Origin of the sequence: Mesorhizobium sp. B2-4-1 (assembly GCF_006442185.1) — a bacterium.
GTDB lineage: Bacteria > Pseudomonadota > Alphaproteobacteria > Rhizobiales > Rhizobiaceae > Mesorhizobium.
In genome coordinates this window covers 275894-299726 of sequence record NZ_VFVN01000005.1, presented here as the reverse complement: position 1 = coordinate 299726, position 23833 = coordinate 275894, and the positions used below count along the sequence as shown (strand labels likewise).

The following is a 23833-nucleotide window of genomic DNA, read 5'->3' as shown; positions in this document are numbered from 1 at the left end:
GCCTGCCACAGGCCGGGGACATTGCGTCCTTGACAAGCCTGCCCAACAAATCCACCATCGCTGCAAGGGGTTCATCGCGACGACCCCGTGAGGCGTCAGCCCAACGTTCGCGTCCAGGCTTCTCTTTCAGGAGGTGGACGCCATGCCGTCAACAACCGCTGTCACCGTGCCGCAACTGATCCGTATGGTCGGTTTGCCGGGCGCGCCTGCAATCCTCGATATCCGTACCGAGGACGACTACAACGCCGATCCACGTTTGCTGCCGGCGTCGTACCGGCGCGATTTCAAAACCGTCCAGACTTGGGCAGCCGACTTCGCCGGTGGCCGCGTGGCGGTCGTCTGCCAGCAGGGAAAAAAGCTCTCGCAAGGCGTCGCCGCATGGTTGCGTCATGAAGGGATTGCCGCCGAATCGCTCGAAGGCGGCTTCGAAGCCTGGCGGGACGCCCACGGCCTTCTGGTCCGTGCCGACAGGATGCCGCCTCGTGACGACAAGGGCCGCACCGTCTGGGTGACGCGGGCCCGGCCCAAAGTCGATCGCATTGCCTGCCCCTGGCTGATCCGCCGTTTCGTCGATCCTCAAGCGGTCTTCCTGTTCGTCGACGCCGCGGAAGTGCCCGATGTCGCCGATCGTTTTCAGGCCGTGCCTTTCGACATCGACAATGCGTTCTGGAGCCATCGCGGCGAGCGCTGCACCTTCGACACGATGCTCGAGGAGTTCGGGCTCGAATCCGAAGCGCTCGACCGCCTCGCCGTGATCGTGCGCGCAGCCGACACGGCCAGCCTCGACCTGGTTCCGCAGGCGGCGGGATTTCTCGCCGCCTCGCTTGGCTTGTCGCGCATGTTTCGCGATGACCTGCAACAATTGGATGCCGGCATGCTGCTTTACGACGCGTTCTTCCGCTGGTGCCGCGATGCCACCGACGAAACGCACAATTGGCCGGCCGGGGCGAAGGCGTCATGAGCTCCCTCCTTTCCGAGGAAAGTGCTGACCTCATCGAGGCGCCTGCGGTCCCGAGCTTCCGCGAGGCCACGAAACTCTGGGCGAAGATCGGGTTGCTCAGTTTCGGCGGACCGGCTGGGCAGATCGCGCTCATGCACAGGGAATTGGTCGAGGAAAAGCGCTGGATCGGCGAGCAGCGTTTCCTGCATGCGCTGAACTACTGCATGCTGCTGCCTGGCCCCGAGGCCCAGCAACTCGCTATCTACATCGGCTGGCTGCTGCACAAGACGATCGGCGGTCTTGTCGCCGGCATCCTCTTCGTCGTGCCCGGGGCGGTCGTCATGCTGACCTTGAGCATCCTCTATGCGCTCTATGGCGATGCGCCGCTGGTCGACTCGCTGTTTTTCGGGGTGAAGGCGGCGGTGCTGGCGATCGTGGTCGAGGCCGTGATCCGCATCGGCCGGCGCGCCTTGAAGAACCGGGTTATGGCGGCGATCGCGCTTTGCGCCTTTGTCGGCATCTACGTGCTCAACGTCCCCTTTCCGCTCCTCGTCCTGTTTGCAGGACTGGTGGGATGGGTCGGAAACGGCATCGCGCCGGCCCTGTTTTCTGGCGCCGCGCATGGCAAGGACGAAGCTCCCGACGCCACGGGCGCGGTCGATCTGATGTTCGAGCGCGGCGAACTGGCCCACACCAGGCCGACGCGATGGCACGCGCCGCGCACCATCGCGATCTGGCTGCCGATCTGGCTTGGACCGGTTGTGCTGATCTGGGCGTTCACATCGGCAAACAGCGTCTGGACGCAGATCGGCGGCTTCTTCAGCCTCATGGCGGTCGTCACTTTCGGCGGCGCCTATGCCGTTCTGGCCTATGTCGCGCAAGCGGCCGTCGGTTCTCTTGGCTGGCTTGCGCCAGGCGAAATGGTCGATGGCCTGGGCCTTGCCGAAACCACGCCAGGACCGCTCATCCTGGTCCTGCAGTTCGTCGGCTTCCTTGCAGGCTTGCGCCATTCCGGATCGCCATATCCGTTGTTTGCCGGATCGCTTGGAGCGCTGCTTACGCTGTGGGTTACCTTCACGCCGTGCTTCTTCTGGATATTCCTCGGCGCGCCCTACATCGAGGCGCTGCGCGGCAACAAGGCATTGTCGGCGGCATTGGGCGCGATCACCGCGGCGGTCGTCGGCGTCATCATGAATCTGGCCCTGTGGTTCGCCTTGCACGTCATCTTCCGCGACGTGCGCGCGACGGGGCTCGGAATGGAGATGCCGGTGCTGTCCTCGATCGACTGGCGTGCCGCGCTGCTGTCCTGCGCTACCATGATCGCCATCCTCAAGCTGAAAATCGGCATGCTGCCGACGCTTGCCGGATCGGCCCTGGCGGGTGTCTTATTGCTTGCGGCGAGTGGGTAGCTTCGGCACGGAGGAGACCATGGAAACGGTCAACGTTCGCTATATCGTCAATGACGTCGACAGGGCGATCGCCTTCTACCGCGACCATCTCGGCTTCACGGTCGCCATGCACCCGGCGCCGTCCTTCGCCATGCTTTCCAGGGGCAACCTGCAGCTTCTGCTCAATGCCGCTGGCGGCCCTGGTGGGGCGTCGCAGCCGATGCCCGACGGCAGCGTGCCCGAACCCGGCGGCTGGAACCGCATTCAGATCGAGGTGGAGGATCTCGAAGGCGTGGTTTACAAGCTGAAAACTGCCGGCCAGGCTTTCAGGAACGAAATCGTCAAGGGCATGGGCGGCAGCCAGATATTGCTGCGGGACCCATCCGGCAATCTGGTGGAACTGTTCGAATCGGGGCGCAGATAATGCGTCCCTGTCACGAATAGCCAGCTGACATGGGCAGAAACCACCTGCACGGCATTTGCATTCCGTTGCCAGGCCACTCAATTTGCTGGGAAACAGATTGGACCATGATGGCCAAACGACGCTCTTCCCTCGGTTTCCTCGGCATGTTCGGCCGTTCAAGCGACCTCAGGCAGCTCGATGCCGCATTGCGCGGAGCCGACTTGCATCCCGCCCTTGTGCCGGAGGGCGTAAAGCTCACCATCGTCAACCTGATGAAGGATCACTGGCCCGACGAGCCGCCGCCGCAGGCTTATGCGCAAGTGGCGTGTTTGTTCAGCTATTGTATTGCTGGGCCTGAGGCATTCGAGCGCTCTCATGGCGCGCAGCCGCGGCAGGACGTGGAGCGTCGGATAGAGGCCGCGGTCGATGCCGGAGACAGTTTCGACGCCCAGATCGTGCTGATGGCGCTACACGCCAAGCTGGTCAATACCGAGGTCGTCGAACATTATGGGCTGAGCGCGGATTAACCTATTTTCAAAGGGGGGCGTTCTCAGCCGCCCATGCCGTTGCGCGGCAGCTTGATCATGTCGCCGAAGCGGGCGCGCAGCCTGTCGTCGAGCGGCTTCGGCACATGGCGCGGGAAGCGTTCGGCGAGGATGCGCTTCTTCTCGACGATCGCCCGCTGCAATATGTCGGGTCGGCCCTTCTCGTTCCATTCCTTCGGCGAAAACCGGTCGCCGACGGCGGGGTAGAAATATTCGGTCTGCATCAGCTTCAGCGTCTGCTCGTTGCCGAGATAGTGGCCCGGGCCTTTCAGGCAGACATCAGCAATGGTGTCGATCGACAGCGCGTCGTCCGTCACCTCGATGCCGCGCACGCAGCGCAGGCAATGGCCCAGCATGTCGTTGTCGATGATCAGGCTTTCCAGGCAGAAGCCGAGCAGGGACGCATGCATGCCGGCCGATTCGTAGACCAGGTTGAGGCCGGAAAGGCCGGCCATCACATTGGTAATGCCTTTTTCATAGCCGGACTGGATGTCGGGCAGTTTCGAATCCGTCATGCCTGCGGCCGAACCGCCTGGCAGGTCGTAGAACTGCGCCATCTGCGCGCAGGCCGCGGTCAGCACCGCCTGTTCGGCCGAGCCGCCGGACATGGCGCCGGTGCGCAGATCCGACACGAACGGCCAGGTACCGAAGATCGCCGGATGGCCCGGCTTGATGGTGTTGACATAGACAAGGCCGGCCAGCACTTCGGCCACGGCTTGCACCACCGCACCCGCGATCGCCGCCGGAGCGGTGGCCCCGGCCTGTCCGGCCGAAAGCAGCAGGATCGGGATGCCGCCTTCGACGCAGGCCTCGAGCACGCCGCAGGCGTCCTCGGCGAATTTCATCGGCGGCACGACGAAACAGTTGGAGTTCGACACGAACGGCCGGGCCCGGAAATTCTCCTCGCCACCGGCGATCGCGTAGAGCATTTCGAGCGCCGGTTGCACGTTCTCCCGCACCGTGAAGGACGTGCCGACATGCTTGGACGTGCCCATCACGCAGGCATAGAGCGTGTTGAAGTCCATTTCGAGCGGATCGGGAATGTCGCGCGGCACCATGGGCCGCTGGAAGAAATGGATGTTGTCGAGCCCGTCGACGATGCGCGCGGCATCATAGATGTCCTGCAGCAAGGATTCGCGATACTCGCGCTTCTCGACGTCGACAAGATGCACGGCAGCACCCGCCGTGCCGTAATGCACGCGCTTGCCCTGGATCACCATGTCGTGCTTCGGGTCCTGGCCGTGCAGCGTGAAATGCCGCGCCGCCCGCTTGATCGTGTCGAGCACCAGTGCGCGCGGGAAACGGATACGGCCGTCGTCGCCATGGCTGGCGCCGGCCTTGGTCAGCGCCTCGATGCAGGACGGGATTGCGTTGGCGAAGCCGACCGTCTCCAGCAGGGTCAGCACCGCTTCGTGGATGCGCTCGCAATCAGTGCCGCGCAGGGGGCCATAGCTCCCCCCCTCAAGGCCGGCGCGAACCGGCCTGATGTCGTCGGCGAGCGGCGCCGCCCGCATGGCGCGACGCGCTTCGCGTCCGCCGGAGCGGCGCGAACGCTGGTCGGCCGCTTCCTGCTTTTCGACAGCCACTGACATGGAAGCACTCCACCTTTTCTCGGAAGCAGGGCGGCGGTTGGTCCACCATCGGCTGCTTCGTCCCCTTTAGGCCTCGACTATGCCGCCGGCATTGGCACAGCCTATGAGCCAGCCGGTCCGGTTGCATATGCCAGTGCTAAAGAAGCAGGAGCCGCTGTTGCGCGGCTCCCGGGAGGTGGTCAGGCCCAGGTGATCAGGCGGCGGCCGGCCTGCGGCCCGCGGCGGTTGCAAGTTCGCGGATACCGGGCTCGATATGCTGCAGCGCGATCGAGGAGATGCCCAAGCGCATGAAACGCGAAGGCTTTTCGGTGCGGTCGAAGAAGCGGTCGCCCGGCTCGATGATGACGCTGCGCGAGGCGGCGGCCTCGGCCAGTCCGCGGGAATCGGTGCCGCGCGGTCCCTCCAGCCACAGCGACGTGCCGCCGGCCGAGTCGGTCGAACGCCACTCGGGCAGGAAAGCGGAAATCGCATGGACCAGGCGCTTGCGCCGCTCGTCGAAGGCGCTCGACAGCCGCCGCACCAGCGCTTCGTGGTGGCCGAGCGACAGGAACAGCGCGACCGCGCGCTGGTTGTTGGCCGGCGGATGGCGCAGCATGAAGCGGCGCAGCGCCCTGAGTTCGGCGATTAGTCCAGCCGAGGCCACGATGTAGCCAAGCCGCAGGCCCGGAGCCAGCGTCTTCGACATCGAGCCGACATAGATGACGCGGCCCGAGCGGTCGAGGCTCTTCAAGGCCTGCTGCGGCGCCTCGTCGAGAAGCTGGCTGTCATAGCCGTCCTCGATGATGATCTGGTTGTAGCGGTTGGCGCGCGCCAGAAGGTCCTGCCGGCGTTCCGCCGACAGCGGCACCATGGTCGGGCAATGATGGCTGGGCGTGACGAAGACAAAGCCGGAATCGTTGGGAATCGAAGAGGTTACGATGCCGGACTGGTCGACCGGCACCGGCTGGATGTCGGCGCCGGCGAGCCGGAAGATCGAGCGTGCGTCGGGGTAGCCCGGATCCTCCATCGCCACCTTCGAGCCCTTGGTCATCAAAAGCGTCGCCAGCATGTAGAGCGCGTTCTGGGCGCCCAGCGTGACGATGATCTCGTCGGGGTTGGCGAAGATGCCGCGCCTGGGCAGCAGCCGCGCCTGGATCTGCTCGATCAGCAGCGGATCGTCGCGATCGACCATGTCGGAGGCCCAGTTGCGGATCTCCAGCACGGCAAGCGCCATGCGGTTGCACTCGCGCCACTCGGCGGTCGGGAACAGCGCCGGATCGAACTGGCCATAGACGAAGGGGTAGGACGACTTGATCCAGTTCTCGTGCTTGGCTGGCGGCGGCATGTCGCTGGCCGCGATCTGCCGGCGTGCCTTCCAGTCGATCTCGTTGGCCTGGTCGGGCGCCTTCTGGTGCGGCTTGGCCGGCGTCGCCAAAACGTCGGGATTGACGAAATGGCCGCGCCGCTCGCGCGCCACCAGGAAGCCCTGGTCGACCAGTTGCTGGAAGGCCAGCACCACGGTTCCGCGCGCCACGCCGAGTTTTTCGGCCAATATCCGGCATGACGGAAGCGGCATCGAAGCGGCGATCTGGCGGTCGAGAATAGCGGCCACGATCGCCTGGCGGATCTGTGCCTGCAAAGTCTGGCCGGATTCGGCCGAAATCCGGAACAGGCCGGACCATATGGCCGTGTCGTTGCGCTGTGGCATGGGAAATGTTCCTCGATGGCCAGCTTTTTTCGTTTGGCTGGACCAGTCGAATGTAACGGTGGCACAAGGGGTTGCGCCAATCAATTTTTCTGATCTTTGGGATTTATGCCAGTGATCTTTCGGCCTTCGCATCCCGTGTAACGCAGTGCGTCATCGCCGCGTATTGACCGGACGGAATTCGGCTCAATAGTTTGGCGCGACGACACGCGCCGGAAACATCCGGTCTGCTAAGATAATTTAACAGTCCCAGGAGCCCGCCGGTGGATCAGTCAGCCTTCCAAAAACAGCTTGCCGCCTTGCGCGACCATCGCGCCGCGGCAGCCGGCGATATGCGCCAGGCCTTCGCCGCCGATCCGCAGCGGTTCAAGACGTTCTCCGCCAGCGACGGCGACCTGTTGCTCGACTGGTCGAAATGCGCCGTCGATGCGCGCACGATGGACCTGCTGGAGAATCTGGCTGACGCCGCCGATCTCGAAGGCCGCCGCGCCGCCATGTTCGCCGGCAAGAAGATCAACGTTACAGAGGGCCGCGCTGTTCTGCACACCGCCCTGCGCAACCTGACCGGCAAGGGCATCGTGCTCGACGGGCAGGATGTGAAGGCGGAGGTCATCGCCGTATTGGACGCGATGGGCGCCTTCGCCGACGCGGTGCGTTCCGGCAAGGCGACAGGCGCCACCGGCAAGAAGATCACCGACATCGTCAATATCGGCATCGGCGGCTCCGATCTCGGCCCGGCCATGGCGACGTTGGCGCTGGCGCCCTATCATGACGGTCCGCGCGCGCACTATGTCTCCAACATCGACGGCGCCCATATCCACGACACGCTGAAGGGTCTTTCCGCCGAGAGCACGCTTTTTATCGTCGCCTCCAAGACCTTCACCACGGTCGAAACGATGACCAATGCGCAGACGGCGCGCGACTGGGTCCAAAAGGCGCTCGGCAAGGAAGCGATCGGCAAGCACTTCGCCGCTGTCTCGACGGCACTCGACCTGGTGGCGAAGTTCGGCATCGAGCCGGACCGCGTCTTCGGCTTCTGGGATTGGGTCGGCGGCCGCTATTCTGTGTGGGGCGCCATCGGCCTTCCCGTGATGATCGCCATTGGTCCACGCGATTTCCGCGCCTTCCTCGATGGCGCGCACGAAATGGACGAACACTTCCGCACAGCGCCGCTGGCCAAAAACCTGCCGGTGCTGCTTGGCCTTGTCGGCTGGTGGCATCGCGTCGTTTGCAAATACCCGGCCCGCGCGGTCATCCCCTATGACCAGCGCCTGTCCAGGCTGCCGGCCTATCTCCAGCAGCTCGACATGGAATCGAACGGCAAGAGCGTCACCCTGGACGGCGGCCCCGTGGCGACGCCGACCGGGCCGCTGGTCTGGGGCGAGCCCGGCACCAATGGCCAGCACGCCTTCTTCCAGCTCCTGCACCAGGGAACCGATTTCATTCCGGTCGAATTCCTCGCCGCGGCGAACGGCCACGAGCCGGAGCTGAAGCACCATCACGACCTGCTGCTCGCCAACTGCCTGGCGCAGTCGGAAGCCTTCATGAGGGGCCGCACGCTGGAGGAAGCGCGCGCGCAGATGCTGTCCAAGGGCATGAAGCCGGCCGATGTCGATCGCATTGCCCCGCACCGCGTCTTCTCCGGCAACCGGCCCTCGGTGACCATTCTTTATCGCAAGCTCGACCCGCGCACGCTCGGCCGCCTGATCGCTCTCTACGAACACCGCGTCTTCGTCGAGGGAACGCTGTTCGACATCAACTCCTTCGACCAGTGGGGCGTCGAGCTCGGCAAGGAACTGGCCACCGGCCTTCTGCCAGTCGTGGAAGGCAAGGAAAGTGCCGCAAAGCGGGATGCCTCGACCGCCGGCCTGGTGGAACACATCCACCAATTGCGTGGTTCGGAGTGACTGAGTTGGCAGACATCAAGGGAATATTGTTCGACAAGGACGGAACGCTTGTCGACTTCAATGCGACCTGGCTCGGGGTTGCCGACTTCATGGCCATGGACGCCTCCGAAGGCGACCGCTGGAAGGCCGACAGGCTGCTTGCGGCCGCGGGCTTCGATTTCGCCAACAGGCGCTTCAAGCCCGACTCCATCTTTGCCTCCGGCACCAATCTCGACGTCGTCGAATTGTGGTTTCCGCGCCTGTCCGATGAAGACCAGATGCTGGCCGTCGCCCGCTTCAACCAGATCACCTCGGTGCAGGGCTCGGCGATGGCGGTGGCTCTGCCGGGCATCGTCGAAACGCTCGGCACCTTGCACGCAAGGTCCTATCGGCTCGGCGTCGCCACCAACGATTCGACCAGCGGCGCGGAAAAAACGCTGGTAACGCTCGGCGTCGCGCAGCTGTTCGACGCCGCCTACGGCTATGACGCGGTGGCCAATCCCAAGCCGGCGCCGGATACGATCCAGGCCTTCTGCGATCTCACCGGCCTGAAGCCGACGCAGGTCGCCATGATCGGCGATAACCGCCACGATCTCGAAATGGCTCGTGCCGGCGGCTGCGGCCTGGCGGTCGGCGTGCTCTCCGGCACCGGCACGCGTGAATCTCTGGCCGGAATTGCCGACGTGATCCTGGATTCGGTTGTCGACCTGCCGGATTTCCTTTCAGCGCGGGTCAAGGAGACGATCTGATCTCGTCGCTAGCGGCGTCTCGGCTTCGAAGGAAAAGACGCCGCTCGGCCTGCTTGCGGCGCCCTTCGCGTCGCCGAAATCCGGCACCTGATATTCGGCGAGCAGCCTGAGCCGCGACAATGGTAGATCGGCGCGGCGCGGGTCGCCGATCAGGACCTCGACGCCAGCGGCAAGGCAGCGGTCGAGGAAGGGGATCATGCGTTGGGTGACATCGGGTCCGTAGAACACGTCGCCAGCCAGCACAAGGTCGACCGCTGGTGGCGGACCGGTGGTAATGTCTTTGCAGATCACCGAGATCGTGACGCCGTTGTCTTTTGCATTGAGACCGAGCGCGGCGACGCCGTTTCGGTCGATCTCGGCGGCGATCACTTCGCGGGCCCCGGCCTTCGCGGCAGCGATGCCGACAATGCCGGAACCGGCACCAAGGTCGAGCACGCGGCGTCCCCCCACGGTCATCGGATGGTCGAGGACATAGCGCGCGAGCACGGTGCCGCCGGCCCATGCGTAGGCCCAGTAGGGCGGTTGTGGCTCCGGTGCATCTTCCGCATCGCCTTCGGGCTCGACGAGCCGTCTCAATCCGCTGCTGGGGTGCGCCGTGTAAAACCGGATTTCTGGAAGCGCAGGCGCAGGGACAAGGCGCATGTTGGCCTTGATGAACTCGGCCGGGTCGAGGCGCTGGCGCCGGTCCGGCGCATCGTCGCCGGCAAGATCGTGGTCCAAGCCGGCTCCTATTCGCGCAATGCGCGCCGCAGGATCTTTCCGACCGGCGTCTTCGGCAGTTCTGTCCTGAATTCGATGTATCTGGGCCGCTTGTAGCCGGTCAGGTTCTCACGGCAATAGGCGGTGATGGCCTCGGCGGTCAGCGCCTGGTCCTTCTTGACGATGAACAGTTTCGGCACTTCGCCCGAATGCTCGTCCGGCACGCCGATTGCCGCCACTTCGAGCACGCCGGGATGCAGCGCCACGACTTCCTCGAGCTCGGTCGGATAGACGTTGAAGCCGGAAACGAGGATCATGTCCTTCTTGCGGTCGACGATCTTGGTGTAGCCGCGCTCGTCCATGAAGCCCATGTCGCCCGACTTGAAGAAGCCGTCCTTGGTCATCACCTTGGCGGTCTCGTCAGGCCGGTTCCAGTAGCCCGCCATCACCTGCGGCCCCTTGATGCAGATTTCGCCGACCTCGCCGAGCGGCAAATTGTTGTCCTCCTCGTCGCGGATGGCGATCTCGGTAGACGGCAGCGGCAGGCCGATCGTGCCGGTGAATTCGCCGGAGCTGAACTTGTTGGCCGTTGCCACGGGCGACGTCTCCGACAGGCCGTAGCCTTCACTGACCGGGCAGCCCGTCAGCGCCTTCCAGCGCTCGGCGACGCCCTTCTGCACCGCCATGCCGCCGCCCAGCGTCAGGAGCAGCGGCTTGAAGTCGAGCTTGCGGAAATCCTCATTGTTGAGCAGCGCGTTGAACAGCGTGTTGAGGCCTGGAAAGATATGGATCGGATACTTGCCCATTTCCTTGACGAAGCCGGGGATGTCGCGCGGGTTGGGGATCAGTATGTTCTGTCCACCCATTTGCATGCCCATCAGCGCATTCACGGTCAGCGCGAAGATATGATAGAGCGGCAGTGCGCAGATGAGGTTGAGATGGGCGGGTTTTGGCTTGACCGTGTAAGCGTCCTGCAGCCACAGCGAATTCTGCGCGACATTGGCCAGCACGTTGCTGTGCAGCAGGATAGCACCCTTCGAGATTCCCGTGGTGCCGCCGGTATATTGCAGGAACGCGATATCGTCGGCCGCCACCTTGGCCGGCTTGAAACCCATGCCGCTGCCCACCTTCAGTGCCGCGTTGAACTTGACATGGCCGGGCAATGACCAGGCCGGCACCATCTTCTTGACGCGGCGCACCACCAGATTGACGATGCTTCCCTTGAGCCCGCCGAGCATGTCGCCCATGGCCGCGACGACGACGTGCTTGACCGACGTCCTGGCGATCACCGCTTGCAAGGTGCTGGCGAAGTTCTCCAGGATGATGATCGCTTGTGCCCCGGAATCCTTGAGCTGGTGTTCCAGCTCGCGCGGCGTGTAGAGAGGGTTGACATTGACCACCGTGTAGCCGGCGCGCGCCACCGCCATCATCGCCACCGGATATTGCAGCACGTTCGGCATCATCAGGGCGACGCGTGCGCCTTTGGGCAACCCGGTCGATTGCAGGTAGGCGCCGAACGCCGCCGAAAGCCGTTCGAGTTCCGCATAGGTGATCGACTTGCCCATGCAGGTGAAGGCCGGCTGGCCGGCAAATTGCTTGCAGGCGGCAACGAGGAAATCGCCGATGGAGCTGTAGGGCAGGGCGCCGATCTCGGCCGGCATGTTCTTCGGGTAGCTTTCCAGCCAGGGCTTTTCCGGCAAGCCTGCGGCAAGGGCGGTGAGCGCTTTCGGCAATCGCTTGGCGGCCGCCGGTCTCGAGGCCGCCGGTGCCGGCTTGGCCACGGATGCGGCTTGTGCGGCCCCAGTCTTGCTAGTCCGGGTCGCCCCGGTCTTGCTCGCGCCAGTCTTCGTCGTCCTGGCCTTGGTCGAACTGGTCTTTGTCGTCCCGGTTTTAGCAGTTCCGGCCTTCGCCGACGTCTTTGCGGGGACGGCTTTGGCCGCCGGCTTCGCGGCCGGTTTGACAACAGCGTCCACCTTGCCGGCGGAAGGTTTCCCTGCGGCCTTTGCCTTTGTGCTCTTTGCGTTCTTGGCGGAGGGCGTTGGCTGCTTGTCGGCGCCCGCGGCCGGCTTCAGGGTCGCCTTGGCCGCCTTCGGCGGAGCCGTCCTGTTCGATGCTTTTGCCAACCGTCCCTCCCTGTTTTGTTCGCCCCTGCCGCGCTCGCCTCCTGCTAAGAGAGGCGTCCCCCGCTGCCGACGGTGCCTTGTCTATGTATGGCCTCTATCGGCGGGCGTGCAAGCCTTGCCCCAGCGGCAAGCCGTCGAAAGATTTGCCGCCGAAAATCTTTCCCGCCACGGGCGCAGCGGCCCTGCATCGTCCGGCATCCCCGGTCATATGAAAGCGGGCGCGACGTTGATCTCGTAAGATTGGTGATCAATAAAAAAATGCGGTCGTTAATAATGTCGTGAATAGAAAAAAATACTGAATTTTTCCATTTTTTTGCGGAGAGGAGGATTTTTTTCCCGCTTACCATGGGGTAGGCAAACTGGGTGTTCCAAAGCCGGAGAAACGGTGCTTATATGCGCGCTTCGCGAGCCTGATAGAGGGGCTTGGAAAAACATCAGGGAGTGCTCAATGAGGAAGAAACTGACTTTTGCAGCCGCGTTGCTGGCTGCAAGCGTCCTGGGCGGCGTGGCCAACGCAAAAACCTTGGTCTACTGCGCCGAAGCTTCGCCGGAAGGCTTTGACCCGGCGCCCTACACCGCGGGACAGACGTTCGATGCGTCTTCGCGTACGGTCTTCAACCGCCTCGTCGAATTCGATCATGGCAAGACAACGGTCTCGCCGGGCCTGGCCGAAAGCTGGTCCATTTCCGACGATGGCAAGGAATACACGTTCAAGCTTCGCAAGGGCGTGAAGTTCGCCGCTACCGACTATTTCACCCCGACGCGCGACTTCAACGCCGACGACGTGGTGTTCTCGTTCCAGCGTCAGGTCGACAAGAACGGCCCCTGGTTCCAGTACATACCGGGCATTGCCTACCAGTATTACAATGACCAGTTCGGCGACAACATCACCAAGGTCGAGAAGGTCGACGACCTGACGGTGAAGTTCACCCTCAAGGAGCCGGCGATCACTTTGATCCCGACGCTGGGCATGGACTTCGCCTCGATCGTTTCCAAGGAATATGCCGACAAGCTGCAGGCGGACAAGACGCCTGAACTGTTCAACCAGAAGCCGATCGGCACCGGCCCGTTCATCTTCGTCGATTACCAGACCGACGCTGCCATCCGCTACAAGGCCAACCCCGACTATTGGGGCGGCAAGCAGAAGATCGACGACCTTGTCTTCGCCATCACCACCGATCCGGCGGTCCGTGCGCAGAAGCTGAAGGCCGGCGAGTGCAATATCATGTCCTACCCGGCGCCGGCCGACATCGCCGGCCTGCAGGCCGATCCGAACCTGAAGGTCGACGAGCAGGAAGGCCTCAATGTCGGTGCGCTGATGTACAACACCCAGCAGAAGCCGTTCGACGACGTGCGCGTGCGCAAGGCGCTCAACATGGCCATCAACAAGAAGGCTATCATCGACGCGGTCTTCCAGGGCGCCGGCCAGGTGGCCGTCAACCCGATCCCGCCGACCATGTGGTCCTACAACAAGGACGTGAAGGACGATCCGTACGATCCGGATGCGGCCAAGAAGATGCTCGAAGAGGCCGGCGTCAAGGACCTCAAGATGAATGTCTGGGCCATGCCTGTGTCGCGCCCCTACATGCCGAACGCGCGCCGCACCGCCGAGCTGATCCAGGCCGACTTCGCCAAGGTCGGCGTCACCGTCAACATCGTCAGCTACGATTGGGGTGAATACCTCAAGCGCGCTTCGGCGGTCGATCACGACGGCGCCGTCATCGTCGGCTGGACCGGTGACAATGGCGATCCGGACAACTTCCTCGGTGTGCTCCTGAGCTGCGCTTCCGTCGGTTCGAACAACCGCGCGGAATGGTGCAACAAGGACTTCGATGCGCTCATCAACAAGGCCAAGACGGTTTCCGACCAGGCCGAGCGCACCAAGCTCTATGAACAGGCGCAGGTCATCTTCAAGGAACAGGCACCGTGGGCGACGCTCGCACACTCCAAGGTGTTCATGCCGATGCAGAAGACCGTCTCCGGCTTTGCGATGGATCCGCTCGGCATCCATCGCTTCGACGGCGTCGATATCGCCGAATAAGGTTCGCGAAACGGGGCGGCGCCACAGCGCCGTCCCACCTCGCCCGCCATGCTGCGTTATATCCTCGGCAAGCTCGCCCTCATCGTCCCGACCTTCATCGGGATAACCATCCTCGCCTTCGGCTTCGTGCGCATCCTGCCCGGTGATCCGGTGCTGGTGCTCGCGGGCGAACGCGGCCTGTCGCCCGAACGTCACGCTGCGCTGATGCACCAGTTCGGCTTCGACCTGCCGATCTGGCGACAGTACCTGACCTATCTGGCCAATATCCTCAGCGGTGATTTCGGCACCTCGTTTTCCACCAAGACGCCGGTGCTCAAGGATTTCCTGGTGCGGTTCCCGGCGACGGTCGAACTCGCCATCTTCGCCATGATCTTCGCCATCGTCATCGGCGTCGCCTTCGGCATCTTCGCCGCGATCCGCCGCGGCTCCTGGTTCGACCAATTGACCATGGGAACGGCGCTGGCAGGCTATTCCATGCCGATCTTCTGGTGGGGGCTGCTGCTGATCATCGTGTTCTCCGGCATGCTGCACTGGACGCCGGTTTCCGGCCGCATCGACCTTCTCTATTTCTTCAAGCCGGTAACCGGCTTCATGACCATCGATTCCCTGATCTCCGGACAGAAGGGTGCATTCCGCTCGGCCCTGTCGCACCTCGTCCTGCCCACCATCGTGCTCGGCACCATTCCGCTTGCCGTCATCGCCAGGCAGACGCGGTCGGCCATGCTCGAGGTCCTCGGCGAGGACTATGTGCGCACCGCGCGCGCCAAGGGCCTGGCGCCTCGCCGCGTCATCGGGCTGCACGCTTTCCGCAATGCGCTGATCCCGGTCGTCACCACCATTGGCCTGCAGGTCGGCACGCTCCTGACCGGCGCCATCCTGACCGAGAGCATTTTTTCGTGGCCAGGCATCGGCAAATGGATGATCGACGCTATTTCCAAGCGCGACTATTTCACCGTGCAAGGCGGGTTGCTTTTGATCGCGCTCATCGTCATGTCGGTGAACCTCATCGTCGACGTGCTCTATGCCGTCATCAACCCGCGTATCCGGGCGAATTGACATGACCAACGAAGGCCCTGCCACAATCGAAGCCGCGACCGTCGTCAGGCCGCAGGACGCCCGGCTGCAGATGTTCGCCGAGTTCTGGCACTATTTCTCGATCAACAAGGGCGCGGTGATCGGCCTCTTCGTCTTCGCGCTGCTGATCCTGATCGCGGTCTTCGCGCCGCTGCTCGCCCCGCATTCGCCGGACGACCAGTTCCGCGACTTCTTCCTGACGCCGCCGGCCTGGCAGGCGGGCGGCAGCGCCCAGTTCCTGCTCGGTACCGACGCCGTCGGCCGCGACATTCTCTCGCGCCTGATCTACGGCTCGCGCTTCTCGCTCGCCATCGGCTTCGTCGTCGTCACCACGGCGCTGATCTCCGGCGTCATCCTCGGCCTGCTCGCCGGCTACTGCCGCGGCTGGGTGGATACGCTCATCATGCGCATCATGGACATCATCCTGGCCTTCCCGTCGCTGCTGCTGGCGCTGGTGCTGGTCGCCGTTCTCGGACCTGGGCTGGTCAACGCCATGATCGCCATTGCCTTCGTGCTGCAGCCGCACTTCGCCCGGCTCACCCGCGCCGCCGTGATGGCGGAGAAGAACCGCGAATATGTCATCTCGGCCAAGGTCGCGGGCGCAAGCCATCTCAGGCTGATGCTGGTCACCATCCTGCCCAACTGCATCGCGCCGCTGATCGTGCAGGCGACGCTGTCCTTCTCCAACGCCATCCTCGAAGCCGCCGCCCTCGGCTTCCTCGGCATGGGCGCGCAGCCGCCGACGCCGGAATGGGGCACGATGCTGGCCGAGGCGCGCGAGTTCATCCTGCGCGCCTGGTGGGTGGTGACCTTCCCCGGCCTTGCCATCCTGATCACCGTCTTTGCCATCAACCTGATCGGCGACGGCCTGCGCGACGCGCTCGACCCCAAGCTGAAGAGGTCGTGAGCATGTCCCTGCTCGAGATCAAGAACCTCACCGTTTCCTTCGACACCGCCGCCGGTCCGTTCATGGCCGTGCAGGGCATCGACCTGTCGATCGAGCCGCGCGAAGTGCTGGCGATCGTCGGCGAATCCGGTTCCGGCAAATCGGTGGCGATGCTGGCGGTGATGGGGCTGCTGCCCAACACCGCGACCGTCAAGGCCGACCGCATGGCCTTCGACGGCGTCGATCTGCTGAAGCTCAGCCCGTCCGAGCGGCGCAAGATCGTCGGCAAGGATATCTCCATGATCTTCCAGGAGCCGATCGCCAGCCTCAACCCGTGCTTCACCGTCGGCTTCCAGATCGAGGAGGTGCTGCGCTTCCATATGGGCATGGACCGCGCCCAGCGCCGCGCGCGCGCCATCGAATTGATGAAGCTCGTCGGCATTGCCGATCCGGAAGAACGGCTGAGCTCGTTTCCGCACCAGATGTCGGGCGGCCAGTGCCAGCGCGTCATGATCGCCATCGCCATCGCCTGCAATCCGAAGCTCTTGATCGCGGACGAGCCGACCACCGCGCTCGATGTCACCATCCAGAAGCAGATCCTTGATCTCCTGGTTTCGCTGCAGGCCAAATACGGCATGGGCCTGATCATGATCACCCACAATATGGGCGTGGTGGCCGAGACAGCCGACCGCGTCATCGTTCAGTACAAGGGCCGCAAGATGGAAGAGGCCGACGTGCTGTCGCTGTTCGAGAGCCCGAAAAGCAACTACACGCGCGCGCTGCTGTCGGCGCTGCCGGAGAACGCGGTCGGCGACCGGCTGCCGACCGTTTCCGACATGCTGTTCGAGCCGGCGCCCTCGGCCGCGGGAGCCTCCGCATGAGCACCACCGTCCTCGAAGGCAAGAACATCGTTCGCGACTACCATATCGGCGGCGGCCTGTTCAGCGGGCCGCGCACGGTGCACGCGGTCAAGGGCGTCTCGTTCACCGTGGACAAGGGCAAGACGCTCGCCATCGTCGGCGAAAGCGGCTGCGGCAAGTCCACGCTCGCCCGCATCATCACGCTCATCGATCCGGCGACATCGGGCGAACTGTTCATCGACGGCAACAAGGTCGACATCGCCAGGGGCGGATTGACCAGGGAGATGCGCCGCAAGGTGCAGATCGTCTTCCAGAACCCCTACGGATCGCTCAACCCGCGCCAGAAGATCGGCGACGTGCTGGGCGAGCCGCTGCTGATCAACACCGACAAGACGGCCGCCGAGCGGCGCGACCTCGCCATGAAGATGCTGAAGAAGGTCGGCCTCGGTCACGAGCACTACAACCGCTATCCCCACATGTTCTCGGGCGGCCAGCGCCAGCGCATCGCCATCGCCCGTGCGCTGATGCTGAACCCGAGCCTTCTGGTGCTGGACGAGCCGGTCTCGGCGCTCGATCTTTCGGTGCAGGCACAGGTGCTCAACCTGCTCGCCGACCTGCAGGACGAATTCCAGCTGACCTATGTCTTCATCAGCCACGATCTCTCCGTGGTGCGCTACATCGCCGACGACGTGATGGTGATGTATTTCGGCGAGGCGGTCGAATACGGCTCGCGCGACGAGGTCTTTTCAGACCCCAAGCACAGCTACACCAGGACGCTGTTCGCCGCCACGCCGCGCGCCGATGTCGCCAGCATCAAGGCGAGGCTGGCGAAGAAGAAAGCGGCGTGACTCCAATTCGTCATCCTAGGGCGGAGCGCCGCAACGCGGTGCGGAGATCCTAGGATCCATGCCGTTATCTCAGCCGAAAAGCGCTGCGGAGCAGGTTGTGCACCGTGGTAACGCTCGCATATCACGGCATGAATCCTCGGGTCTGCGCCGCGTCGCTCCGCTCCTTGCTCCGCCCGTGGATGACGAAACGGAGGCAGTCACGCCTCCGGTTTCTCTCGCGAAAAGGGTCGAGCGCTACGACAGCTTCGCGATGACAGCCCGCAGCGCTTCACCGAAACGCCTGACTTCCTCGACCGTATTGTAGTGCACCAGCGAGGCGCGGATGGCGCCGCTGTCCATCGACAGGTTGAGGCGCTTCATCAGGCGCGGGGCGTACATGTGGCCGTCGCGAATGCCGATCTGCATCTCGGCCATTTCCTCGACGATCCGCTGCGGCGACAATTTGCCGATGTTGAAACAGAAGGTCGGCACGCGTTCGTTGATCCGGGCCTCCTCGGAAACGCCGTAGATTGTTGCCCCGCAGCTCTTCAGCACAGCCAGCATCTCGCGCGCCAGCACCAGCTCGTAGTCGCGGATGGCGCCCATGCCGGCGACGATGTTTTCGCGCCGCGAGCGGTTGTTGGACGGAGCAAGATTGCGGCCGATGAGCTCGAGATACTGCACGGCCGCATCCATGCCCGACACGTTCTCGTAAATGAAGGTGCCGGCCTCGACCTTGTAGGGCGGCTCGTCGGGGATGAAGTCCTCACGGAAGGTCGGCAGTCGCTTCAGCGTTTCGAAGCGGCCCCACAGGAAACCCATATGCGGCGAGAAATTCTTGTAGCCGGAACAGACGAGATAGTCGCAATCCCATGCTTGCACGTCGATCAGCCCATGCGGCCCGTAATGCACGCAGTCGAGGAACACTTCGGCGCCGGCGGCGTGGGCAATCCCCGCCACTGAAGCCACGTCGACGATCGAGCCGATGGAATGCGCCGTCACCGTGCAGGCGACAAGCCGGGTGCGTTCTGAAACCAGCGGGCGCAAATCGTCGACATGCAAATTGCCGTCCTCGCGCATGCGCCACCACTTGAACTTGGCGCCGGCGGATTCGAGCGCCAGCCATGTCGCGATGTTGGCGTCGTGGTCCATGTCGGTGACGACGATCTCGTCGCGCTCTCCAAGCATCTGGCCGATGCCGAGGCTGACCAGGCGGATGAACGAGGTGGCGTTCATGCCGAAGCAGATCTCGGATGGACTGTAGGCATTGATCAGCAGTGCCACGCTTGTCCGCGCATCGGCGACCGATTGGTCAACGGTGACGCTGCGCCCATAACGGCCGCCGCGCTGCACATTGTGCGAAACCAGATGGTTGGTCACCGCATCGAGCACGCTCTGCGGAATCTGCGCGCCGGCGGCGTTGTCCAGGAAGATGAAGTCGCCTGCCCGCTGCAAGGCCGGGAACATCGCCCGGATTCTTTCAACAGGGAACGCGCCGGAAGTGCCGGTCGCATTGGCGGCTTGATGCTTGTTCATGGTCGTCTCCTGCGAAGTGCTCGGTAGAGGGGAAATTGTAGGCGCGGTCAGCGCGTCTTCTCGGTCTTGAAACGGTCTTCAAGCAGGCTGACGAGGCGAACCATCGGCCACAGGAAGATGAGATAGACCAGGGCTGCGCCGATCAGCGGCGAGGGGTTGGCGTAGAGCGACTGCGCATTGGTCGCTTCCTTCAGGAGTTCCGGCAGCGCCACGGTGGAGGCGAGCGAGGTGTCCTTGAACATCGAGACGCAGTTGCTGGTCATCGGCGGGATGACCACGCGCACCGCCTGCGGCAGCACCACCTTGCGCAAGGTCAAAAGGAACGGCAGGCCGAGCGCCTGCGACGCCTCGAACTGGCCGCGCGGAATGCTTTCGATGCCGGAGCGGAACACTTCCGCCGAATAGGCCGACATGATGATGGCGAAGGCCGTCACGGCGGAAGCCCAGGACGACAGGCGGATGCCGAGGAAGGGCAGGGCATAATAGATCAGGATCAGCACCACCAGCACCGGCAGCGCGCGGAAGATGTCGGTGTAGCCGACCGCCAGCCATCTGAGCGGCTTCGGCGCATAAAGCCGCAACAGGCTGATCACCAGGCCGATGGGGATGCCGATGCCGATGCTGAGCAGGCCGAGCAGCAGCGTGTTGAGAAAGCCGCGCAGCAGCGCCGGCAGACTGGACGCGATGACGTCGGCGTTGAAGAAGGTATCGAGCAGCGACATGGGAGGCTTTCCCGAACCGTTTGGCGTCCCTTGACGCCGGAGCAGAGGTCCGGAACAGCGAAAGCGGTTTTGCCGCGCCGCGCTGGTTCCGGGAGACTATGTATCAAACGGAACGTGCCGGCCTTTCGAGCCGGCACGTTCTCCTTGGCGGCCGCCGCTCAGGCCTTCGGCACCGGCATTTCCTTGGCGGTCGAGGAATCGGCGGGCGCGTCGCTGCCGAACCACTTCTTGTGGATCGCGGCCAGCGTACCGTCCTTCTTCATTGCCGTCAGCGCGTCGTTGAGCTTGCCGAGCAGCGGGTGGTCCTTGGTCATCATCAGCCCGTACTGTTCGCCGGTCTTGATGCGTTCCTTGACGGTGAGATCCTTCATCTTGGTGAAGGAGTACTGCATGCCCGGAATGTCGCTGACAGCCGCGTCGATGCGCCCGGCGCTGAGGTCGAGCAAAAGGTTCTGCTGTGTGTCATAGCCCTTAACATCGCTGAGGCCATCGGCCTCCTGATGCGCCTTGACCCAGGTCTCGCCGGTCGAGCCGGACAGCACGCCGACGATCTTGCCCTTGAGGTCGGCCTCGGCCTTGATCGGGCTGTCGGTCTTGGTGGCGATGCCCATGTCGGAATCATAGTAAGGCTGCGTGAACGACTGCGACTTCAGCCGCTCCGGCGTGATGGTGATCGACGAGATGGCGACATCGATGCGCTTCGAGGTGGTGGCGGCGAACAGCGCCTGGAAGCCGAGATCGGCGATGTCGGTGGTCATGCCGACGCGCTTTGCCGCTTCGTTGACGATGTCGACTTCAAAGCCCTCGAAAGTGCCGCTCTCGTTCTTGTACTCGAAGGGCGGGTTGGTCGGGTAGGCGCCGACATTGAGCACATCGGCGGCATAGGCGGTTGCCGGTCCGGCGGCGATGCCGATGGCGGCCGCGAGAAGGATGAGATTGCGACGGGTCAGGCTCATTGTTGGTCCCTCTGGGGTGTTCCCTCTGGTTGTTGATCGGGCGGGCTGATGCCCGCACGGTTTCTTGCCGCCCCACCTCCCAGCGGGGCGTCAATTCATGCTCGCTGCCATACGGTCGGGCGCTGTCCGGTCGCGGCAGACGCACATCGGCGGGAAGGCAAGGTTGGCGATGCTCTCGGTATGCGGATCGCGGATCTGGCGCGCGCACGCCCTCGCACGCATGGCGCGTGCTGGAGGATGACTGGGGGCAGCATGAACGACAAGGACTGAAACCCTTTGATCCCACCCGATGCACCACGATGGATGTCCGGCAAGCCCGTCCGGAACGGCAGTCGCCATCGATCGAGGAATGCTTATCCAAACCGCGGCAGTTTTCAAGGCAAAAGTTTTAAGCTTAAAAAGTTGGCAGCGGCGGCGCCTGGCATACCTTTCGATAGCGCTAGCGGCCGCTCCTGCCCAGTTCGGCATCCGCGCCGGCTTTGCCGGCAGCAGCGCCAGCCCCCAGAAGCATCGTGTCGCTGGCCAGGATGAAGAAACTGGCGCCGAGTGCTGCCCATCGGGCGACATCTTGCGGCTTCGCGCAGAAGATCCCGGATGTCCTGCCATGCGCGATTGTCGCATCGATGATCCTGTGGATCGCTTGCGCGAGTTTGTCGGCGCCTTTGGGGCCGATCGCATCGATCGATACGGAGAGATCGCCGGGCCCGACGAAGATCACGTCGACGCCCTCGACGGCGGTGATCGCCTCGATATTGGCCAGCCCTTCCGATGTCTCGACCTGAACCGCCACGACGATGCTGTCATTGGCTTGAGCGAGATATTCGGAGATGCGGTAGCCATAGCCGGCGGCCCGTCCGGGCCCGACGCCGCGCTCGCCGGTCGGCGGATAACGCGAGGCCTTCACCGCCGCCTGCGCCTGGGCGGCGGTCGAGACGCGCGGGACGAGCACGCCTTGCGCGCCGCTGTCCAATGCCGCGGCGATCGCTTCCGGTGCATGGCCGGGCACGCGCACAATGGCCGGCACGCGATGGATGTCGGCCGCGCGCACCATCGCCTCGATCATGTCGCGCGAAATCTGGGCATGTTCCCAATCGATGCAGAGGAAATCGAGACCGGACTGGGCCATCACCTCGACCGCAACGGGATGCGGAATGGCGGCAAAGGAACCGACGAGGCTTTCCCTGCCGATGCATTTGTGGCGAAACCCGCTCATCGCTCCATCCCTTTGTTGTCGTGCCGGAATTCATATCCGCAAACAGCCGCGAGGCGAAGCTATTTCAGGCTTGAAATATTTTCGCGCGGGCCTAGCGTGTCGATCTCCCGCCGCGAGTTCCGGACATGATCAAAGCGCCCCCCCTGCACGGCCCAAACAGACTGAAGCTCGGCGTCTTCTCCACCAATGCCGACGGCGGCCTTGCCATATCGGATGTGCCTGAACGCTGGACGGCAAGCTGGCACGACAATCTGACGGCGGCGCAGATCGCCGACCGGGCGGGGCTGGAATTCCTGCTGCCGATCGCGCGCTGGCGCGGCTTTGGTGGCCGCAACAGGGTGCGCGAATGGTCGTTCGAGACCTTCACCTGGGCGGCGGCGCTCAGTGTGGCCACCGAGCAGATCGGGCTGTTCATGACCGTGCATGTGCCGCTCGTGCATCCGCTCTACGCCGCCAAGGCGCTGGCGACGGTCGACCATATCAGCCAGGGCCGCGCCGGCCTCAACATCGTCTGCGGCTGGAACCCGAAGGAATTCGGCATGTTCGGCACGCCGCTGGTCGAGAAGGGGTATGATCAGGCCGCCGAATGGATCGAAATTCTGGAAAGGCTGTATGCGTCGGCTGAACCTCTCGACTATGAGGGCACTTATTATCGTCTCAAGGAAGCCGTGAGCCGGCCGGCCAGCCTGCAAGTTCCGCGACCGGTGACGATGAACGCGGCTTTCGGCGGTCCGGGCCGCGATTTCGCTGCCGCCAGATGTGACTATCTGTTCACCACCTTTTCCGAGATGGCCGATGCCGGCAAACATGTCGCCGATATCAGCGAGCGGGCCGACAAGGCTGGCCGCGAGGTCGGCGTCTACACCGTGGCGCATGTCGTCTGCCGGCCGACGATGGAGGAGGCGCAGGCCTATTACACGCGCTATGCCGTCGATCTGGCCGACCGTGAGGCGGTCGATGCCCATATGGCCGGCAAGAAGGAGTTCTCGCGGTCGCACGATCCGTATGCCTATGACCGCTACCGCCAGCGTTTCGCCGGCGGCGCCGGCACCTATCCCTTGGTCGGAACGCCCGAAACGATCGCCGCCGATATGGTCGCCATTGCCGGGCATGGCTACCAGGGCATTGCGCTGTCCTTCGTCAACTACACGCAGGAACTCCCCTATTTCTGCGATCACGTGCTGCCGCTGCTGGAGCGGGCCGGCCTTCGGAAAATAGTCTGGCCGATGCCTTCCTGATTTCTCATCCTGGGGTCTGCGCCGTATCGCTACGCTCCTTGCTGCACCCAGGATGACGAAGCGACGGCCGATTATTCCGGAATAACCGCGGTGGCCTGGATCTCCACCTTGGCTCGGTCCTCGACCAGTGCCATCACCTGCATCGCGGCCATCGCCGGGAAATGCCGGCCGATCACCTTGCGATAGGCCTCGCCTATACCCCTGAGATTGGCCAGATATTCGCTCTTATCGGTGAAATACCACGTCATTGACGTGATGTGCCGCGGCTCAGCTCCGGCCTCCGCCAGCACCGCGACGATATTTTGAAGCGTCTGCCGCACCTGGCCGACGAAATCGTCGGTCTCGAACTGGCACTGCCCATTCCAGCCGACCTGTCCGCCGACGAAGACAAGCCGCCCGCGAGCCGCTACGCCATTGGAGTAACCGACCGGCTTGGCCCAGCCATCCGGCTGCAGAATCTCGTGCATTTCA

The 23833-nt window shown here is 63.7% G+C and carries 22 protein-coding genes; 13 read left to right on the top strand and 9 right to left on the bottom strand.

Annotated features, from left to right (window positions below; genetic code table 11):
• The first annotated feature begins 142 nt into the window (after positions 1-142).
• The 4 genes from FJ949_RS15755 (at position 143) to FJ949_RS15740 (ending at position 3258) form a co-directional block, all read left to right on the top strand.
• Positions 143-961, top strand: coding sequence for a sulfurtransferase/chromate resistance protein (locus tag FJ949_RS15755; protein WP_140497022.1), 819 nt, complete (start codon positions 143-145; stop codon positions 959-961).
• A complete protein-coding gene (gene chrA / locus FJ949_RS15750) occupies positions 958-2349 on the top strand; it encodes a chromate efflux transporter (protein WP_140497020.1) in 1392 nt (463 codons plus the stop codon). The genes FJ949_RS15755 and chrA overlap by 4 nt, the downstream gene beginning before the upstream one ends.
• A gap of 19 nt (positions 2350-2368) precedes the next feature.
• Positions 2369-2752 (top strand): VOC family protein, encoded by a 384-nt coding sequence (locus tag FJ949_RS15745; RefSeq protein WP_140497018.1) that lies wholly within the window; start codon positions 2369-2371, stop codon positions 2750-2752.
• Positions 2753-2859: 107 nt separating this feature from the next.
• Complete coding sequence (locus FJ949_RS15740) at positions 2860-3258, top strand: hypothetical protein (RefSeq protein ID WP_140497299.1); 399 nt, start codon at positions 2860-2862, stop codon at positions 3256-3258.
• Positions 3259-3281: 23 nt separating this feature from the next.
• Here the strand turns inward: FJ949_RS15740 and FJ949_RS15735 are convergent, their stop codons facing one another.
• Both FJ949_RS15735 and FJ949_RS15730 read right to left on the bottom strand, forming a co-directional pair.
• On the bottom strand, positions 3282-4868 hold the full coding sequence (locus tag FJ949_RS15735; RefSeq protein WP_140497016.1) for a trimethylamine methyltransferase family protein: 1587 nt from the start codon (positions 4866-4868) through the stop codon (positions 3282-3284).
• Between the two features lie 193 nt (positions 4869-5061).
• Entirely contained in the window at positions 5062-6555 is a 1494-nt protein-coding gene (locus FJ949_RS15730) for a PLP-dependent aminotransferase family protein (RefSeq protein WP_140497014.1), read from the bottom strand.
• Between the two features lie 260 nt (positions 6556-6815).
• Here FJ949_RS15730 and pgi point away from each other — a divergent pair, with 260 nt between their 5' ends.
• The gene (gene pgi, locus FJ949_RS15725) at positions 6816-8459 is read left to right on the top strand and encodes a glucose-6-phosphate isomerase (RefSeq protein ID WP_140497012.1); all 1644 of its coding nucleotides are present in this window, start codon (positions 6816-6818) and stop codon (positions 8457-8459) included.
• Between the two features lie 5 nt (positions 8460-8464).
• Positions 8465-9187 (top strand): HAD family hydrolase, encoded by a 723-nt coding sequence (locus tag FJ949_RS15720; protein WP_140497010.1) that lies wholly within the window; start codon positions 8465-8467, stop codon positions 9185-9187.
• On the opposite strand, the gene FJ949_RS15715 is transcribed toward FJ949_RS15720, so the two are convergent.
• Complete coding sequence (locus FJ949_RS15715) at positions 9161-9907, bottom strand: methyltransferase (RefSeq protein WP_181168361.1); 747 nt, start codon at positions 9905-9907, stop codon at positions 9161-9163. The two genes, FJ949_RS15720 and FJ949_RS15715, sit on opposite strands and share 27 nt — an antisense overlap.
• Positions 9908-9915: 8 nt before the next feature.
• On the bottom strand, positions 9916-11619 hold the full coding sequence (locus FJ949_RS15710; protein WP_224646604.1) for a long-chain fatty acid--CoA ligase: 1704 nt from the start codon (positions 11617-11619) through the stop codon (positions 9916-9918).
• Between the two features lie 97 nt (positions 11620-11716).
• Between FJ949_RS15710 and FJ949_RS30660 the strand changes: the two genes are divergently transcribed.
• The 6 genes from FJ949_RS30660 to FJ949_RS15685 all read left to right on the top strand — a co-directional run bounded on the left by FJ949_RS30660 (position 11717) and on the right by FJ949_RS15685 (position 17718).
• On the top strand, positions 11717-12247 hold the full coding sequence (locus FJ949_RS30660) for a hypothetical protein (protein WP_224646585.1): 531 nt from the start codon (positions 11717-11719) through the stop codon (positions 12245-12247).
• A 210-nt stretch (positions 12248-12457) separates the two neighbouring features.
• A complete protein-coding gene (locus FJ949_RS15705) occupies positions 12458-14050 on the top strand; it encodes an ABC transporter substrate-binding protein (RefSeq protein ID WP_140497006.1) in 1593 nt (530 codons plus the stop codon).
• A 48-nt stretch (positions 14051-14098) separates the two neighbouring features.
• Positions 14099-15106, top strand: coding sequence for an ABC transporter permease subunit (locus tag FJ949_RS15700; RefSeq protein ID WP_140497004.1), 1008 nt, complete (start codon positions 14099-14101; stop codon positions 15104-15106).
• A 70-nt stretch (positions 15107-15176) separates the two neighbouring features.
• Positions 15177-16031: an ABC transporter permease subunit gene (locus FJ949_RS15695; protein WP_181169874.1), complete on the top strand. Its 855-nt coding sequence runs from the start codon at positions 15177-15179 to the stop codon at positions 16029-16031.
• 2 nt (positions 16032-16033) lie between these two features.
• Positions 16034-16891 carry an ABC transporter ATP-binding protein gene (locus FJ949_RS15690; protein ID WP_140497000.1) on the top strand — a complete coding sequence of 286 codons (858 nt, stop codon included), beginning with the start codon at positions 16034-16036 and terminating at the stop codon, positions 16889-16891.
• Positions 16888-17718: a dipeptide ABC transporter ATP-binding protein gene (locus tag FJ949_RS15685; RefSeq protein WP_140496998.1), complete on the top strand. Its 831-nt coding sequence runs from the start codon at positions 16888-16890 to the stop codon at positions 17716-17718. Before FJ949_RS15690 ends, FJ949_RS15685 begins: the two co-directional genes overlap by 4 nt.
• Before the next feature lie 234 nt (positions 17719-17952).
• Here FJ949_RS15685 and FJ949_RS15680 read toward each other — a convergent pair whose 3' ends face one another.
• From FJ949_RS15680 to FJ949_RS15665, 4 genes are all read right to left on the bottom strand, one after another.
• Complete coding sequence (locus FJ949_RS15680) at positions 17953-19233, bottom strand: cysteine desulfurase-like protein (protein WP_140496995.1); 1281 nt, start codon at positions 19231-19233, stop codon at positions 17953-17955.
• Positions 19234-19280: 47 nt separating this feature from the next.
• Positions 19281-19955 (bottom strand): amino acid ABC transporter permease, encoded by a 675-nt coding sequence (locus FJ949_RS15675; RefSeq protein WP_140496993.1) that lies wholly within the window; start codon positions 19953-19955, stop codon positions 19281-19283.
• A gap of 158 nt (positions 19956-20113) precedes the next feature.
• Complete coding sequence (locus FJ949_RS15670) at positions 20114-20911, bottom strand: ABC transporter substrate-binding protein (protein WP_140496991.1); 798 nt, start codon at positions 20909-20911, stop codon at positions 20114-20116.
• Positions 20912-21350: 439 nt separating this feature from the next.
• Entirely contained in the window at positions 21351-22124 is a 774-nt protein-coding gene (locus FJ949_RS15665) for an HpcH/HpaI aldolase/citrate lyase family protein (protein WP_140496989.1), read from the bottom strand.
• A 125-nt stretch (positions 22125-22249) separates the two neighbouring features.
• Here FJ949_RS15665 and FJ949_RS15660 point away from each other — a divergent pair, with 125 nt between their 5' ends.
• Complete coding sequence (locus FJ949_RS15660) at positions 22250-23362, top strand: LLM class flavin-dependent oxidoreductase (protein ID WP_140496987.1); 1113 nt, start codon at positions 22250-22252, stop codon at positions 23360-23362.
• A 71-nt stretch (positions 23363-23433) separates the two neighbouring features.
• On the opposite strand, the gene FJ949_RS15655 is transcribed toward FJ949_RS15660, so the two are convergent.
• Positions 23434-23829: a RidA family protein gene (locus tag FJ949_RS15655; RefSeq protein ID WP_140496985.1), complete on the bottom strand. Its 396-nt coding sequence runs from the start codon at positions 23827-23829 to the stop codon at positions 23434-23436.
• Positions 23830-23833: the final 4 nt, after the last annotated feature.

Coding starts and splice junctions, on each gene's coding strand:
- FJ949_RS15755 (WP_140497022.1), top strand. CDS start 143: ATGCCGTCAACAACCGCTGTCACCGTGCCGCAACTGATCCGTATGGTC.
- chrA (WP_140497020.1), top strand. CDS start 958: ATGAGCTCCCTCCTTTCCGAGGAAAGTGCTGACCTCATCGAGGCGCCT.
- FJ949_RS15745 (WP_140497018.1), top strand. CDS start 2,369: ATGGAAACGGTCAACGTTCGCTATATCGTCAATGACGTCGACAGGGCG.
- FJ949_RS15740 (WP_140497299.1), top strand. CDS start 2,860: ATGGCCAAACGACGCTCTTCCCTCGGTTTCCTCGGCATGTTCGGCCGT.
- FJ949_RS15735 (WP_140497016.1), bottom strand. CDS start 4,868: ATGTCAGTGGCTGTCGAAAAGCAGGAAGCGGCCGACCAGCGTTCGCGC.
- FJ949_RS15730 (WP_140497014.1), bottom strand. CDS start 6,555: ATGCCACAGCGCAACGACACGGCCATATGGTCCGGCCTGTTCCGGATT.
- FJ949_RS15705 (WP_140497006.1), top strand. CDS start 12,458: ATGAGGAAGAAACTGACTTTTGCAGCCGCGTTGCTGGCTGCAAGCGTC.
- FJ949_RS15700 (WP_140497004.1), top strand. CDS start 14,099: ATGCTGCGTTATATCCTCGGCAAGCTCGCCCTCATCGTCCCGACCTTC.
- FJ949_RS15695 (WP_181169874.1), top strand. CDS start 15,177: ATGTTCGCCGAGTTCTGGCACTATTTCTCGATCAACAAGGGCGCGGTG.
- FJ949_RS15690 (WP_140497000.1), top strand. CDS start 16,034: ATGTCCCTGCTCGAGATCAAGAACCTCACCGTTTCCTTCGACACCGCC.
- FJ949_RS15685 (WP_140496998.1), top strand. CDS start 16,888: ATGAGCACCACCGTCCTCGAAGGCAAGAACATCGTTCGCGACTACCAT.
- FJ949_RS15680 (WP_140496995.1), bottom strand. CDS start 19,233: ATGAACAAGCATCAAGCCGCCAATGCGACCGGCACTTCCGGCGCGTTC.
- FJ949_RS15675 (WP_140496993.1), bottom strand. CDS start 19,955: ATGTCGCTGCTCGATACCTTCTTCAACGCCGACGTCATCGCGTCCAGT.
- FJ949_RS15670 (WP_140496991.1), bottom strand. CDS start 20,911: ATGAGCCTGACCCGTCGCAATCTCATCCTTCTCGCGGCCGCCATCGGC.
- FJ949_RS15665 (WP_140496989.1), bottom strand. CDS start 22,124: ATGAGCGGGTTTCGCCACAAATGCATCGGCAGGGAAAGCCTCGTCGGT.
- FJ949_RS15660 (WP_140496987.1), top strand. CDS start 22,250: ATGATCAAAGCGCCCCCCCTGCACGGCCCAAACAGACTGAAGCTCGGC.
- FJ949_RS15655 (WP_140496985.1), bottom strand. CDS start 23,829: ATGCACGAGATTCTGCAGCCGGATGGCTGGGCCAAGCCGGTCGGTTAC.